Origin of the sequence: Neoasaia chiangmaiensis (assembly GCF_002005465.1) — a bacterium.
Classification (GTDB): domain Bacteria; phylum Pseudomonadota; class Alphaproteobacteria; order Acetobacterales; family Acetobacteraceae; genus Neoasaia; species Neoasaia chiangmaiensis.
This window is the reverse complement of the sequence record NZ_CP014691.1, coordinates 3,270,806-3,284,891: the sequence shown is the minus strand read 5'-3', so window position 1 is coordinate 3,284,891 and position 14,086 is coordinate 3,270,806. Positions and strand designations below refer to the sequence as shown.

General features: G+C 60.7%; 12 protein-coding genes. 5 read left to right on the top strand and 7 right to left on the bottom strand.

Annotated elements, in window-relative coordinates; translation table 11 throughout:
* Positions 1 to 31: 31 nt before the first annotated feature.
* Both A0U93_RS15435 and A0U93_RS15430 read right to left on the bottom strand, forming a co-directional pair.
* On the bottom strand, positions 32 to 463 hold the full coding sequence (locus tag A0U93_RS15435; protein ID WP_025861363.1) for a ribbon-helix-helix protein, CopG family: 432 nt from the start codon (positions 461 to 463) through the stop codon (positions 32 to 34).
* Positions 464 to 470: 7 nt separating this feature from the next.
* Entirely contained in the window at positions 471 to 2,471 is a 2,001-nt protein-coding gene (locus A0U93_RS15430) for a conjugal transfer protein TraG (protein WP_077808102.1), read from the bottom strand.
* A 172-nt stretch (positions 2,472 to 2,643) separates the two neighbouring features.
* Here A0U93_RS15430 and A0U93_RS16540 point away from each other — a divergent pair, with 172 nt between their 5' ends.
* The 3 genes from A0U93_RS16540 to A0U93_RS15420 all read left to right on the top strand — a co-directional run bounded on the left by A0U93_RS16540 (position 2,644) and on the right by A0U93_RS15420 (position 4,541).
* Entirely contained in the window at positions 2,644 to 2,796 is a 153-nt protein-coding gene (locus A0U93_RS16540; protein WP_007396835.1) for a hypothetical protein, read from the top strand.
* A gap of 189 nt (positions 2,797 to 2,985) precedes the next feature.
* Entirely contained in the window at positions 2,986 to 3,648 is a 663-nt protein-coding gene (locus tag A0U93_RS15425; protein WP_077808101.1) for a hypothetical protein, read from the top strand.
* The gene (locus tag A0U93_RS15420; RefSeq protein ID WP_048851032.1) at positions 3,645 to 4,541 is read left to right on the top strand and encodes an abortive infection family protein; all 897 of its coding nucleotides are present in this window, start codon (positions 3,645 to 3,647) and stop codon (positions 4,539 to 4,541) included. Before A0U93_RS15425 ends, A0U93_RS15420 begins: the two co-directional genes overlap by 4 nt.
* A gap of 11 nt (positions 4,542 to 4,552) precedes the next feature.
* On the opposite strand, the gene A0U93_RS15415 is transcribed toward A0U93_RS15420, so the two are convergent.
* From A0U93_RS15415 to A0U93_RS15390, 5 genes are all read right to left on the bottom strand, one after another.
* Positions 4,553 to 6,292, bottom strand: a complete 1,740-nt coding sequence (locus A0U93_RS15415) for a relaxase/mobilization nuclease domain-containing protein (RefSeq protein WP_077808100.1) — start codon at positions 6,290 to 6,292, stop codon at positions 4,553 to 4,555.
* Between the two features lie 193 nt (positions 6,293 to 6,485).
* A complete protein-coding gene (locus A0U93_RS15410; protein ID WP_077808099.1) occupies positions 6,486 to 7,157 on the bottom strand; it encodes a lytic transglycosylase domain-containing protein in 672 nt (223 codons plus the stop codon).
* On the bottom strand, positions 7,154 to 7,495 hold the full coding sequence (locus A0U93_RS15405) for a DUF736 domain-containing protein (RefSeq protein WP_077808098.1): 342 nt from the start codon (positions 7,493 to 7,495) through the stop codon (positions 7,154 to 7,156). Before A0U93_RS15405 ends, A0U93_RS15410 begins: the two co-directional genes overlap by 4 nt.
* Positions 7,496 to 8,221: 726 nt before the next feature.
* Entirely contained in the window at positions 8,222 to 8,638 is a 417-nt protein-coding gene (locus tag A0U93_RS15395; RefSeq protein WP_077808096.1) for a hypothetical protein, read from the bottom strand.
* Between the two features lie 365 nt (positions 8,639 to 9,003).
* Positions 9,004 to 9,684, bottom strand: coding sequence for a DNA methyltransferase (locus tag A0U93_RS15390; RefSeq protein WP_077808095.1), 681 nt, complete (start codon positions 9,682 to 9,684; stop codon positions 9,004 to 9,006).
* Positions 9,685 to 10,345: 661 nt separating this feature from the next.
* Between A0U93_RS15390 and A0U93_RS15385 the strand changes: the two genes are divergently transcribed.
* Both A0U93_RS15385 and A0U93_RS15380 read left to right on the top strand, forming a co-directional pair.
* Positions 10,346 to 11,944, top strand: a complete 1,599-nt coding sequence (locus A0U93_RS15385; protein ID WP_077808094.1) for an ATP-binding protein — start codon at positions 10,346 to 10,348, stop codon at positions 11,942 to 11,944.
* 198 nt (positions 11,945 to 12,142) lie between these two features.
* Entirely contained in the window at positions 12,143 to 14,071 is a 1,929-nt protein-coding gene (locus A0U93_RS15380) for a Druantia anti-phage system protein DruA (protein WP_245824959.1), read from the top strand.
* Positions 14,072 to 14,086: the final 15 nt, after the last annotated feature.

The following is a 14,086-nucleotide window of genomic DNA, read 5'->3' as shown; positions in this document are numbered from 1 at the left end:
AGATGCGGCTTTTACTTGCTGACTGCGGACCTCATAATTCCGATGTGGGAGGCACATCCTCCGGGATCTCCTGCCGGAAGAACGGCCCCCGGCTGAGTCGCCGACCGAGGGCCGCCACGAACGCCTCATACCGTTCCGCCCCTTGTGCCCGTGCCGCAGCGGCCGCTGGTTCCGGCAAGGGTGGACTGACCGTCATCCAATAGCGGATGAACAGAGCCAGCGTCTCAAGGCTGATCCCGAGATCCCGCTCCATGCGGGCGACCTGCCGGTCAAGACGGTCCAGCCTGCGGCTCATCGCCGCCTCCCGCCGTTCATCAGCATCAGGGGACAGGAAGGATGCGATGGCCGCTTCCGCCACCAGGGAGAGGGACAGATCGCGCCGCGCCGCATGAGCGGTCAGGGCGTCCAGCAGCTTCGGTTCCAGATAGACCGACAGTCGTGCCTTCTTGGGGGATGTCCTCATCACGCCCTCACAGCCCGAGATCGTTGCCACGATCGAGCCCGGCCTGCCGGGCAATCCGCGTCAGGTCGGCGCGATCCCGTGCTTCCGGATCCGGTGGTGGTTCCTCGCCAAAGAGGTCGGGCGCTGTGGGCTTCCTGTGCTTGCCGATATCCGCTGGGTCATGCTCGCGCGACCATTTCCGTCCCGTGCCGAGGGATTCATCACTATCGGCATCGCCGGGTTTATCCGGTGCTGCCGGCGACCCCGTCTGCTCCGGTGGCGGGGTGACAGGAGATGGACGGTCACGCCAGTCATCAGGCCGGACCGGCCGTGGCAGTTGCACCGGATCAGGCGGCGGCAGGATACGCTCGACAAAACGGCGATCCCGGAAATACCGTGCCTTCCGTGCTCGGATCGGCGGACAGCCTGCCACCATGACGACCTCATCCCGCGCCGGAAGCTGCATGACTTCGCCCACCGTCATCAGGGGCCGCGCGCTCTCCTGACGCGAGACCATGAGATGCCCGAGCCAGGGCGACAGCCGGTGCCCGGCATAGTTCTTCTGCGACCGAATCTCGGTCGCCACGCCCAGTCCATCGGACACCCGCTTCGCGGTGCGTTCATCGTTCGTGGCGAAACTGACCCTGACGTGACAATTGTCCAGGATGCTGTTGTTCTGGCCGTATGCCTTGTCGATCTGGTTGAGGGATTGCGCGATCAGGAACGCCTTGATCCCATAGCCCGCCATAAAGGCCAGCGCGCTCTCGAAGAAGTCCAGGCGGCCAAGAGCCGGAAACTCGTCGAGCATCAGCAGCAGGCGACGCCGCCCTTCCCGGCCGGATAGATCCTCCGTCAGCCGCCGCCCGATCTGGTTGAGGATCAGGCGGATCAGCGGCTTGGTGCGGCTGATATCCGACGGCGGGATGACGAAATACAGCGAGACAGGCTGTTCACCCTCCAGCAGATCGCCGATCCGCCATTCGCAACGACTGGTCACGGAGGCCACTACGGGATCACGGTAGAGACCGAGGAACGACATGGCGGTGGATAGCACGCCGGAGCGCTCGTTATCCGACTTGTTCAGCAGTTCCCGCGCCGCCGACGCTACGACAGGGTGTGGCCCCGCTTTCCCGAGATGCGGTGTCCGCATCATGGCGGACAGGGTCGCCTCGATCGACCGCTTCGGGTCGGAGAGGAATTTCGCTACGCCGGCGAGGGTCTTATCGTCCTCGGCGTAGAGCACATGCAGGATCGCGCCAACCAGCAGGGCATGGGAGGTTTTCTCCCAGTGATTGCGCCGCTCCAGCGAGCCTTCGGGATCGACCAGGATGTCGGCGATGTTCTGCACGTCGCGAACTTCCGACGCCCCGCGCCGCACCTCTAGCAGCGGATTATAGGCCGAGGATGCTGGATTGGTAGGATCGAACAGCAGCACCCGCCCGAAGCGATTCCGGAAACCGGCGGTGATCTGCCAGTTCTCCCCCTTGATGTCATGGATGATGGCCGACCCCGGCCAGGTCAGGAGTGTGGGGATCACCATACCCACCCCCTTGCCGGTGCGCGTCGGCGCGAAGGTCAGGACATGCTCGGGACCGTCATGCCGGAGATAGTCGCGGCGGTATTTGCCCAGCACCACGCCATCCTCGCCCAGCAATCCGGCCGCGCGGATTTCCGCATCCTCGGCCCAGCGGGCGGAGCCATAGGTCGCGGCGCGCTTCGCTTCACGGGCGCGATGGACGGACAGCGCCACTGCGGCGGCAAAAGCCAGCACACCGCCGGAGCCCGCGATCCAGGCGCCGCGCGCGAAGATCGCCGGCGCATAGGCGTCGAACTCGTACCACCACCAGAAGAACAGCGGCGGGGCATAGACCGGCCAGCGATGCAGGACCGTGAACCATGGCGGACCGAGTTCCGGCTGGAACGCAAGCTCCCAGGCCGTCCATTGTGTCGCCGTCCACCAGGACAGCACGATCATGGACAGGACCACGAGCGCCTGTCCCCACTGGATACGTGTTCCCGGCTGGTCCATCGTGTCCTCCCCTCGTTATGGGAGACAGCGAAGAACCGGGGTTTTCCGGGAAGCAAGCGCGAACTGGAGGCCGTCGTACAGGAGCGGGCAGGAGCGAAGAAATACTTGCACGTTGCGGACTACAGCCAAACCCGCACATCATGCGCAGAATAACCCCGGAAGGAGTCGAGCCATGACCGGATCATCGCCCCTCTTCCCCCCGTCTGACGATACCGTCGATCAGCAATGCACGGAGGAACAGCGGAAGCTCGACCATGTGATTGATGCGGTGAACGCATTGCACACAGGGCACGGCTTCCTGAGCGATGAATTTCCAACGCTTTGAACTGCCCGCCATAGTCACTCTGGCCAAGGCGCTTGACGGGCAATATAAAGAAAAAGGCCCGCCTTTCGGCGGGCCTTAATATATCCTTGGACGATGAGGGGGGGCATAAGCCCGCGTTCTCAAAGCCGCTGCGTTCTTATATCGTGGCTCTGATGCCACCGTCAATATCGTGCCTACAGGAACTCCTCATTGCCTTTCTCCCCGGCCGAGATACAGGATCTGCCCGTCGTCATTTCCGCACCACGCTTTGCAACATACCTGCAAGCCATGGGCAACGACCGGGAAAAGGCTCTCGCGCTTTATGAGTGGAATCTCGACGTTTCATCGGCGCTGATCATCCCGCTTCAGGTCTGCGAGGTTGCTGTCCGCAATGGCATCGCTGAAGCGATTGAGCACGTCCATGGTGCCAACTGGCCATGGAACAATGGTTTCATCCGAAGCCTGCCTCGCCCGAAGGGGCGGGCACGATGTAACCCGGCGATCGATCTTCAAGCTCGCGCCGCGATACTGCCTACCACCGGCAAAATTATAGCCGAATTAAAGTTTGCATTCTGGGAGAACATTTTCACTGCTGGTCAGGACAGTCGCATCTGGAACACACATTTGCGTAACTGTTTCCCCGGAGCCCCATCAGGACAAACGATACCGCAATTGCGGGCAGCGGCCTATGCGGACCTCCAGATCATTCGACGTCTGAGGAACCGGATCGCGCATCACGAACCAATCTTCACTCGCAATATCGCCGATGATTATCAACGGATCCATGACATGATCGCATGGCGCAGTCAGGTGGCCGCCGCCTGGATGGACCGAAAGCAGACCGTTCTCACCCTGCTCGCGATGAAGCCATGACCAACAAGTTCTCTCCGTTTGTCATCAAAGCCTTGGTCGACACAATCACGGGTGGTGCTGGAAACGATAATACACCCCCAATCGGGGTCTATCGCTCAGGCCCCCAAATCGAGCAGTTCTTTCTCAACTGTGGCCTCGACATGCGTATTGGCGCGAGTTCGCGCGTCCCGGCCACAACTGACTTCCTCCGCAGGGTCGCCAACCACCCTGATGGTAACGCTGAGGTCTATCTCACCCGGATTATCGAACAGGTCTGTGACCCCCGCACCTATCTGGAGCATCCTGACAGAGCGACCGCTGTACGCGAGCATCTCAACAAGGCTCTTGGAGCTGACCAGTTGGCCGTCGTTATCGTCGGCGGGAAGGCTGTTCTGACAGAGCGTCAGGGAGCCGGCGGAATTGTCGAACCATTTATCAAGAAAGTGGCCACGCTGGATTTCGACACGGTCCAGATGGAAATCGCACGGGCTCTCCCCAATCTGGAAAGCGATCCGGAAGATGCGGTTACAGCGGCCTGTTCCCTGATTGAGGCGGTGTGCCGTTCGATCCTCGTGGAACTTGCCCTGCCACTGCCGCCCAAAAAGGATATTGATGGGCTGATCCGCGCTGTGCAGATACCACTTGGCCTATCTCCTGGGCGTACCGATCTCCCGTCGGAAATAGAAGCGGACATCCGTCAGACGCTCAGTGGTCTCACCTCCGTTGCCAAAGGCATTGGCGCATTACGAACGCACGGTGGAGATGCGCATGGTCGCGAAAAAGGTTTCCGGCGCATTGACGCGCGGATTGCTCGGCTTGCCATCAATGCGGCGAGTTCGTTGGCACTGTTCCTGATCGAAACCTGGGAACGCCAGGAACATCGCACCCTGCCCCAACATGCTGAGCATCTCTGAAGATTCGCCCATCACAATCCAAGTCCCCGCTTGCGCGCGAACGACCAATCGATCCCTCCGTCGCCGCGTATGATTCCCGATACCTCCCGCCCTCGCTGTTTTTCCAGCGACGGCGACCATGGCACCAGCTCAAATCCCAGCCCGTCGTCGATCATGGCAAACCGGCCCGACGCCAGGTTGAAACGCTGACGGTAGATGCCGGTAACGGGATCGCCCTCCCCGCTCCCCCGGAACGGCATCCCCGACTTCCCGGCGAGGTTCCGAACCAGCGCGTCCAGCTCCCGCTGGCGCAGCGTGGCGATCAGGTTCCGGGCGTAGCGGACGCTCCCGCCGTCACGACTGGCCAGACCCTGCTCCACCACATGATCCGTGCGTTTTTCCATCGCCTCTTTGACATCGGCGCCGAACCCGGTGGACGCCAGAGCAGGAGGCTCCCGCGCGATGGCCTGCCGGTCAAGCCAGGTCGCGCCCTCCGCCGTCACCTGCTGCTCCAGCGTGACGTCCGAGCGCACGGCCAGCGCAGAACGGTTACGGCCCTGTTTATCGGTAAAATGTCGCAATTCCACGATGGAACCGGCTGCTCCGTCACCGGCGGCTTCGACGTGCGGCAGGCGGACATGGTGCGTCCGTCCGTCGATCCCGTCGATGACCGCATAGGCCGTACCGCGCAGCTCGTCATCCAGACCACGATCGACCAGCCGGCCGATAACGGGTTCGGTGGTGCCCTCCCCCGCCAGCACCCAGGAAGATGCGGCGCGGTCGATCTTCTGTTCCGCTAGGCCCCGGTGGATCCTCTTGATGATGTCGTTGCGCTCGCTGACCTCCCGCAGCGTCGCCTCCGCACCTTCGTCCATCCGCCAGCGATCTGGCCCGACCTGGTGCGCCAGCCCCATGGTCTCCAGACGGCGCAGGCGCCCCAGCTTCACTGTCGCGAAGGCGTCCGGTGTTTCGCCCGGCGCGCGCCCGAGATTGATGACGCCATCCTCTCCCGCGTCCTTCTGAAGCTGACGGTCAAGCTGGGTCCAGCGGTCGGCGTTCACCTGCCGCTCGACCGCCTGATGAATATCGCGATCGGTGCGTGGCCCGAGTTCCAGCGTCACCAGATCCTGGGCACGGGCGCGCATCCCCTCGCGAATATAATCCCGCGCGATCACCAGGTCGGAACCGTCCTCCGCGACACCCCGAACGATGACGTGCAAATGGGGGTGTGCGGTGTTCCAGTGATCGACGGCAACCCAGTCGAGTTTCGTGCCGAGATCGGTTTCCATCTGCCCCATCAGATCGCGGGCGAAGGTCCGCAGGTCCGACATCTCCGGCGCGTCCTCGGGCGAGACGATGAAGCGGAAATGGTGGCGGTCGCCATCGCAGCGATCCGCGAAGTCCGAGGCGCGGATGTCGTCACTGTCCTTCCCGAACAGGCGCGCATCCTCTCCGTCCCGCGTTACCCCTTCCCGGCGGAGATAGCGAAGATGCGCCGCCAGTGGTGTCGCGCGCGGGGCATGGCGCACGACGCGGGCCTTGATGACAACGCCCCGCGAACGGCTGGTCAGAAGGCGATTAGCAGCATGAGCGGCGGCCCGGCCGCGCCCGAAGATGGACCGCCCACCCGAGCTGATTTTCCCAGCCCGGGACACCCTGCCGCCGGCCCGCTGCACGGAGGCCAGCACCTGCGTCACGAAGGGTCGCGCCTGCCGGGCGCGGGTGGAGCGGATACGCCCTGGCCGGACCAGGAATTTTTCGTCCCTGTTCATGAAAAATGTCCTGCACCGCGCGAAAGATCGCGTCGGATCAAAGAGATGACACCTTGTCGCGAGGTGCGGAATTTCCACGCACCTCGCGACAAGACTTCAAAAACCCCGGAAAACCACCATCCCAACCGAGCCGCGATGTGCGGCCTTTTATCCAGCCCTCACTTTTCTGTTGGCTTTCCGGGTTTTTCACGCCTCACTGGACCTGATCCGATCCCCTCAGCGGGACCATGCCGGACCTCTCCCCGGCATGTCCTGCGAAGAGGTTGTCGGGAGCAGCGACATGACGTGCCATGGGTGCTCGAAACGCATCGGGATAGCCTGAAACGAAGAGCGCGGCCGTCACCCAGGAGCGAGTTGGAAAGGACAAAAAGGAAACGGGCAGATGAATGTCAGACGATCGGTTTTTCATCAGCCGTGTGACGAATTCCACGTAGGAAACCGTCTCGGCAGGCAATGGCCGGCCGGTCGCCAGATGGTCGTCATAGCGACCGGGACCGGCATTGTAGGCGGCGAGAAAACCCGCATCGCCATAGCGGTCGTGCAGCCATCGCAGATAGGCTGCCCCTGCCGCGATATTGTCATGCGGATCGAAGGGATCGGCGCCCAGATTGAGCGCGCGCCGGACATCCTTCCATGTGCCCGGCATGAGTTGCATCAGGCCCATCGCACCGGCACCGGAAACCGCGTGCGGATCGCCAGCGCTTTCAGCCCGAAGGACCGCCCGCACCCATGTCGCCGGGATCGCGTTTTGCTCCGCTGCCTGCCGCACGAGATCGTCAAAATCCTGCGCCCGGACAATGGTCGGCGAGAGCGGCAGCGCTAGCACGGCCAGCACGCCAGCGGACAGGAAAAACCGGCGGCTCATTCCCGCCCTCCGGGACGTCTCAAAGGCCGGTTCCACACGAGTTGCCACTCACGCCCGCCGCGCCCGGCCTGGAACAGCGTGGCGCGGATTGGCTGCGTGAAAGAGGGATCATCCAGCACGATAGAAATGTATTCGCCGGCACGTTCCCCGGTGCGTTTCCATCCCGCTCCCAGTTCGGGTCCGGACTCTCCATCCCCGAGATGGATGCGGTAATCGGGTGCATGCTCCGCGCCGCTGTTTTCCGCTGGCACGAAGGTCAGTTCGGCGTCCAGCGACAGGGTGCGCACACGTCCGGCGAAACCATCCGACGTGCGCGTGAAAAATCCGATCTGGCTCATGAGAGAAGTCCTTTCGGGAGTATGAAAATTTAATGGCTGGTGACCATCATTGGATGGATGGTTCACCGGGTTTCATGGGCATCATCGGCGGCGCTAGGAGCGGCCGCTCCCGGATCGAAGCGCCAAGTTCCGGAAGAGGATCGAAATGCGGTGGCGGTGGTTCGGCTTCACCGGTCCGGACATGAACCGGCACGGCGGCACGGAACTTTGTTGTCTCGCGAGGAATGGGCGAAGCCCAGGGGAAGAAAGTTGCGGGATGCCGTTGCGCCATAGCCGGGCGAGGCGAAGCCGATCTTCGGGCAGATCGGCCATATCGAGAGGCCATGGTGTGCGGTGCCGTCAGCGTTACTGGGACAGGTCAGTCCGTCGTGTTCCATGACAGGGGCGCGGGTTGTCGGGGGAATATCCGTTTCCAGATAGAATACAGACCGAACAGTATCCATCGCCGGGAGAACCCGCTGGTCTTACCATGTTCCCTGCTCTTCCCGCTCGACAGACGGGACGTTGACGCCGGGCCACCAGTCACGCCGGCAGAACGACATGCGATTTTCGTACTAAAGCTGACCGACGTTTCACTCCGGTTGGGCCTGTGCCAGGCATCTCTCGCAGAAGGAAAGGCGCTGCCCTATCCTGAACCCTGGTCCGCCCGTACTCGCGCAACGGGGACTGACCACCCCACGCTGACCTTTCTGACCTGGCCGAAACTGTGATTCTGCCACCGGGAACTTACGCAGGCTGGATGGCGCAGAGCCGTGCCCACGCGGCCCCGCCCACGCACAGCGCGCCGAACGTCGCGAAAAGGTAGGCCGGAATAGTGCCCATGTCGCCCATACCGCTGAACCCCAGCGTCATGCCGAACCCCGCCAGTGCGGCTGGTAGGGCAAGCAGCGCTGACACCACAACCCGCAAAGAGGGATCGCGCGAGGAGGCGAGGATCGCCTGACCGAGTGCGAGCACCATGATCCCGGCGGCAATGCCGGCGAGAATGGCATGGGCGCCAGACATCATGGCATGGTCGTAGAGCAGAGTGCAGGCCATCGCCGCCACGAAAAGGGGCGCGGCATAGACCGCGCAGAGAAACAGCAGCCAGCACAGGAAACAGATACTGGCGAAGCCAAGGATAATACCGAGACCGAGCAGCATGGATCGCGTCCTTTCCACGGGAGGGAACACCACACACATGCCGAGACGATTCAGGAATATCCATGAAATAGAAGTGGGTTTTCTGTATCTGTTTTCACGATCTGGACAGTGCGCGGAGCGCGCTGGACTACGACCTGGGCGCCACCTGTTGGCGCCTTCCGCTCGCGCCCTGGACATGGCGCGTTGCCCAGGCAGCGTTGCGGGTGGCTGACGGGGAAAAATCTCGTACATTCATCCAGAAAGAAAAGTGCGAGCCGGCCCCGCCGGCGAGCGCCGCACGCGCCGGGCAGCGGCGCGCGCCCGGCGCCAGGCCATCGGGACCGGCGCGATTTTCTGGCCGTCCGGTGAGGTAAAGAAGGGGCGGCCTACGCCGCCGCCCTCCCCGTCCCGTGCCAGGCCAGCCGACGGGTTGCCGTCGCGGCGTGATCCGGGTCCAGTTCCATGCCCAGCCAGTCGCGGCCAAGACGCTGGGCCGCCACCAGCGACGAACCCGAACCCGCGAACGGGTCCAGAACCAGACCGCCCACCGGGCAGAAGGCTTCCACCAGGGGCAGGAGTGAAGCCACCGGCTTTTGTGTCGGGTGCAGTTTGTTGCCCGAATAGGGCATGTCGATCACGTCCGGGATGGGCTTCGCGGGCGGCGTCACGTTCCCCTTGGCCAGCAGGTAGGCACTTTCGTGTTCATACCGAAGAAAACGGGAAGAGGATGAATAGGATTTGCGAAAAACGATATGCCCGACCATACGGAACCCGGCCGCCTTCCAGGCATCGGCGAATAAGTCTATCCGGTTCCATCCGTAGAAGCTGACGGCAAACCCACCCCATTTCAGGACACGGTGCATCTGGTTGAAAGCGGGACGAAGCCAGCGCGCATTGTCATCATTGCGAACCTTCCGGCCATCCCTGCCTTGATAGTTCACCAGATAGGGCGGGTCTGTCAGGATGAAATCCACCGCATTACGGGGAAGTGCGCGCATCAACTGCACGCTGTCCCCGTTGAGGATGGCATTGCGGAAATCGGTCGCTGTGTTGGTGTAGCTGGTCATGGTCTTTGCCTTTTGTTCCGCGAGGAACAGCCCCCGCTGTCCCTCTGCCTCGCGGCGAGCAGCGGGGTAGCAACGGCAAGAGCGACCGATGGGGAGGGGTATCGCCCGGTCTGCACGGAGCGCAGCGCAGCGCAGGAAGATCGGGGACACCCCATCGGGCGGCGTCAACTCGCTGACGCGAACCCTTGCCGGCGCGAGGGCGGAGCCATTAGCTTTTTCTTCCTTTGCTGGGCTAGCTTTCGAAAAATCACAGCTCCAGATCATCGACCGTCGTGATTAATACGACCTATTTTCAAGGCACACCGCAAGGCTTTGAGCCTTCGAGTAAAAAATCTACAGTGACTGATTGGCTGTACCAAAGGCGGCATAAATACGAAACTGCATCCAGTCATGGACAGAAACAGACGTCCGCTCAACTTCTTCATGACAGTTGGCCCGATCAATGATTACACAGGAGTTGCTTCCCTGTCAGAGAGTCTTCACCCGACAAAATGGTTTTGAAGAGGGAGCAACGAACCGGCCACGGAACTAGATTCGGCCCTACAGTCGAAACGAGAAAAAGAAGGAGTGAACATGATCGGTCAGTCTGTTCAGATTCCAAGCAGATCGTCAAACTCACAAGGCCTACCGGAGCAGTAACAAGCAATCGAAAGAGGCCCCTATGCGCCTGAATTCACGTCGAAGTGCAACGAAACGCGCGACCGCCGATATCTCGGCACAGGCTCAATATTCCATACAAAAGCATAAAGCCAGAAAGTTAGGACTTACTGTGCCAGATGCATTTGTTCGCGGCATTCGCCATCTTGGATATCGAAGTAACGTCGAAGCGATCGCAGAACTCGTCGACAACGCCATCCAGGCATATGCAGAGCATGTCGACATCGTCTTCGGCTACGACGGTACAGACTCTCAAAAGAAGCCGACCCAGATCGCTGTTCTCGACGATGGGCACGGCATGACGCCGGACATGATCCAATTAGCTATGATGTGGGGCGGAACTCATCGTGAAAATGATCGATCCGGGCTAGGTCGCTACGGCTACGGATTGCCGTGTTCGACCATGAGTATCGGAAAGCGCTTCACCGTCATATCCAAAGTCGCTGGTAGATCAGCCAAACAAGTCACACTTGACCTCGATGATCTGAACAATGGTAAATACACAGACAATGAGGGCGACACAGTTATTCCGTTACCGTGCGACGCAGAGATTCCCCAGTTTCTGTCTAACTATATCAACCTTCTATATCTAGACGGTTGGGAATCAGGGACCATTATTCTTATCGAGAAACTCGATCGTCTTGACTGGACGACGACACTTGGCTTTGCAAAGCATTTAGATCAATGCTTCGGCGTTACATATCATAAACTGCTAATATCGACATTGATATTTATTAATGGAAATCCCGTCTCGCCGACCGATCCACTATTCCTCGATCCGAGCCACACCCTCTGCCGGATTGATAACGACCGAGCCATCGCGCTCGAACCCGTGTCTCTAATAGTAAACATGCCTACTGGGCCAGCGCGGATTCTCCTCCGCTATTCGTACCTACCGCCGAGCTTCGCATCGATCGACAAAAGCAGAGATGCCGTCGGGCTCAACGCCAATGAGAGATTTCCGATCCTAAAAGACTATCACGGCATCATCTTCAGTCGAAATGGCCGCCTTATCGATTGCAAGACCAAAACCCCCTGGACCACCTTTATCAACAATGACCGGTATATCCGGATCGAGGTGGAGTTCCCGGCGTCCCTAGACGAGTTATTCGGCGTCACTACTGCAAAGCAACAAATTTCCGTGTCACCGGAAATGTGGGATCGGCTCCAGGAAGCCGGGCTTGTCAAAGCGATCGAGCAACTTCGCGGTCGAGTGAGATCGTTGAAGACCGCACGCACCCTGAAGAACACAGTTTGCGCCTTTCCTAAGGCCGTAGCCCGCGACAAGCAAGAATCAATCGCCAGATCAAAGACGACTTCATCCGCTCGGGAAAAAGGCCACCGCCCTCTTCTCCTCTTCCGTGCTAGCAATGGATCACTTAGCCTCAACACAGATCATCCGGTCTTCGCGCATGGCGGCCGACCTAACCCGATCACTCTTCAAACTGCGCTGGAGGCTCTTTTATCGGCTATCACTAATGGGCGACGGGACGATACCGACATCCGTCGCAGGATTGTTGTCGAAATCCTTACGGATTGGGGACGGTCGCTCGATCCAGGCTTATCGTCGATCACAGACATTCTTGCTTCCGAGACATATTGAAACTGGCCTGCTGCCAGTTTTCGCGCCTGATCGCACTGGAATTTCGGGGCAATTTTTGGCATAAACACACACAGGATAACGGTGTTGAAAAGGGGGTTATGATTGATGTCGGAAAGGAGGTTGCGGTCGGGTCCGGGTCAAGTGCGAACCGTGTCCCCTTTCCTACGCGGCACTCAGAAGAAAGAGTTTCGCAGCCTCATGAGCTTCGAGGGTGCCCCCCAGCCCTCCTTCGCCGAGGAAATGCGCACGTTGGCGCGTCGCTACATCGATGATGGTGAGAGCCGGAAGCTCCGCACCGTCTGCCTCCTCGTCGCCGACCTTTTTGAGCAAGGCTGGCGCGTCGCCGTCGAAGACGACCACATTCTCTTCGAGGCGCCCGGCATCGCGCGGCAATCGGAGCAATCTGTCGATGACGTGAAGCGTCGCATTCGCCATGCCCTGCAAGCCGCACGACAAAGACAACTGCAGGAGCCCTCCGTCCAAACCTTTGTCCGGCGCATGGAACGCCGGACGCTTCGCGCGGCCGGGGTGCGTAGTTGCGTTCTCGACGTGGTTGACAACGGCTCCGACCTCGCCACCGAGTTCCAACGGATCGCGTCACTTCCCTCCGATCAGCAGGAGGCTGCGTTGGCGGACGTCGTCGATCCGGTCGTCGAGATCTGCAAGGCCGGCGACCGCTGCTCCGCAACCGGTCTGCCGCTCAACGATATCTGGCGCTATTTCCGCCACACTTGGGCGCACGAATATCGCCCGATCCCTGGTCGCCAGTTGCTGGTGCTGATCCGAAACGCTGCCCGCCCTAATCGCCCGGTCATGGGCATTGCCATGCTTGCGAGCCCCGTCATGCGGGTCACAGCGCGCGACCGCTGGATCGGTTGGCTCCGAGAATCGATGGAGACGCGCTTCCTCACCGGCGAATGGGTACCCGAAGATATCGCGAAGGCCTTTCTGGGGCGGATCGATGCGTCGATCGCCAATCTCAGGTGGGACGACCTAGCGTCTAAAAGCGAGATCCGGTCACCCGTCGAAACGACGATCCTGCGATTGGAGCAAAAGGCCTCGGGCGCGGCACACTCGCGTGATCTCCAACTCCGCGCCCATTATGAGGACAACCGAGTTGCCGACGGCAGCGTGCGGCCGATGCGCGGCAACGTAAAAGACGCACATGGCGATGCCGACTGGCGCGCAGCGTCGGAAGATCTCCTTTTCGTGCGCAAACGATCGGAACTTCTGGCGCAACTTCTATTCGCTAAGCAAATGTTTCGCGCGGCCGGCCTTGCAAAGAATCCGCGCGCCGCGATCGAGCAACTTCTCGCCGCGAAGACCGGTCAGCGTGCGATCGATATCGTCCTCACCGAGTTTCGTAAGGCCGGCCTATCGAGCCAAGTTGCTGACGTCAGTATCTGTGGTGCGATCCATCCCTACAATGAGTTGCTCGGCGGAAAACTAGTCGCCCTCATCCTCGCGTCGCGGGAAATCCACGATTATTACGCCGAACGGTACGGTTCACAGGTCAGCATCATCGCGTCCCAGATGGCAGGCCGCGCGATCTGCAAACCTGCCGACCTCCGAATCCTGACAACGACGAGCCTCTACGGCGTGGGTTCGAGCCAATATAACCGGCTTCTCCTGCGCGCGAGCGATCACGACGAGTTGGGCCACGATGTCCATTGGGATGCCATAGGCAAGAGCCTTACCGGCGGTTTCGGTACTCTGCATTTGGGCAACGAGACGGCGCACGCGCTGGGGCAGATGGCACAAGCCCGTCACAACTCCAGACGCGTGAACAACCGCTTTGGCGAAGGAACAAGTCCTCGGCTTCGGCAAATTAGAGAAGGTCTCGATGCTCTCGGCATCGACAGCGACGCTATTCTACACCACGCTACCCCACGGCTCTTTTACGCGTGTGAACTCGGCTCGGCATCGCGCGATGCACTCCTCGGGATGCACTCCGAACCACCATTGCTTTCCAACGCAGCGTCGATAGGCGCCGCGTGGCGCCGTCGCTGGCTGCTGCAGCGATCCAAACGCTCGGAAACCCTCGCCGCTATCAGAAAGCTTGGTCCACAAAGCGTCCATGCGACATTGATCTCGCCGGGGTCGGATCCGTCTCTGCTTCCGACCTGATACCGGCTAAAACCA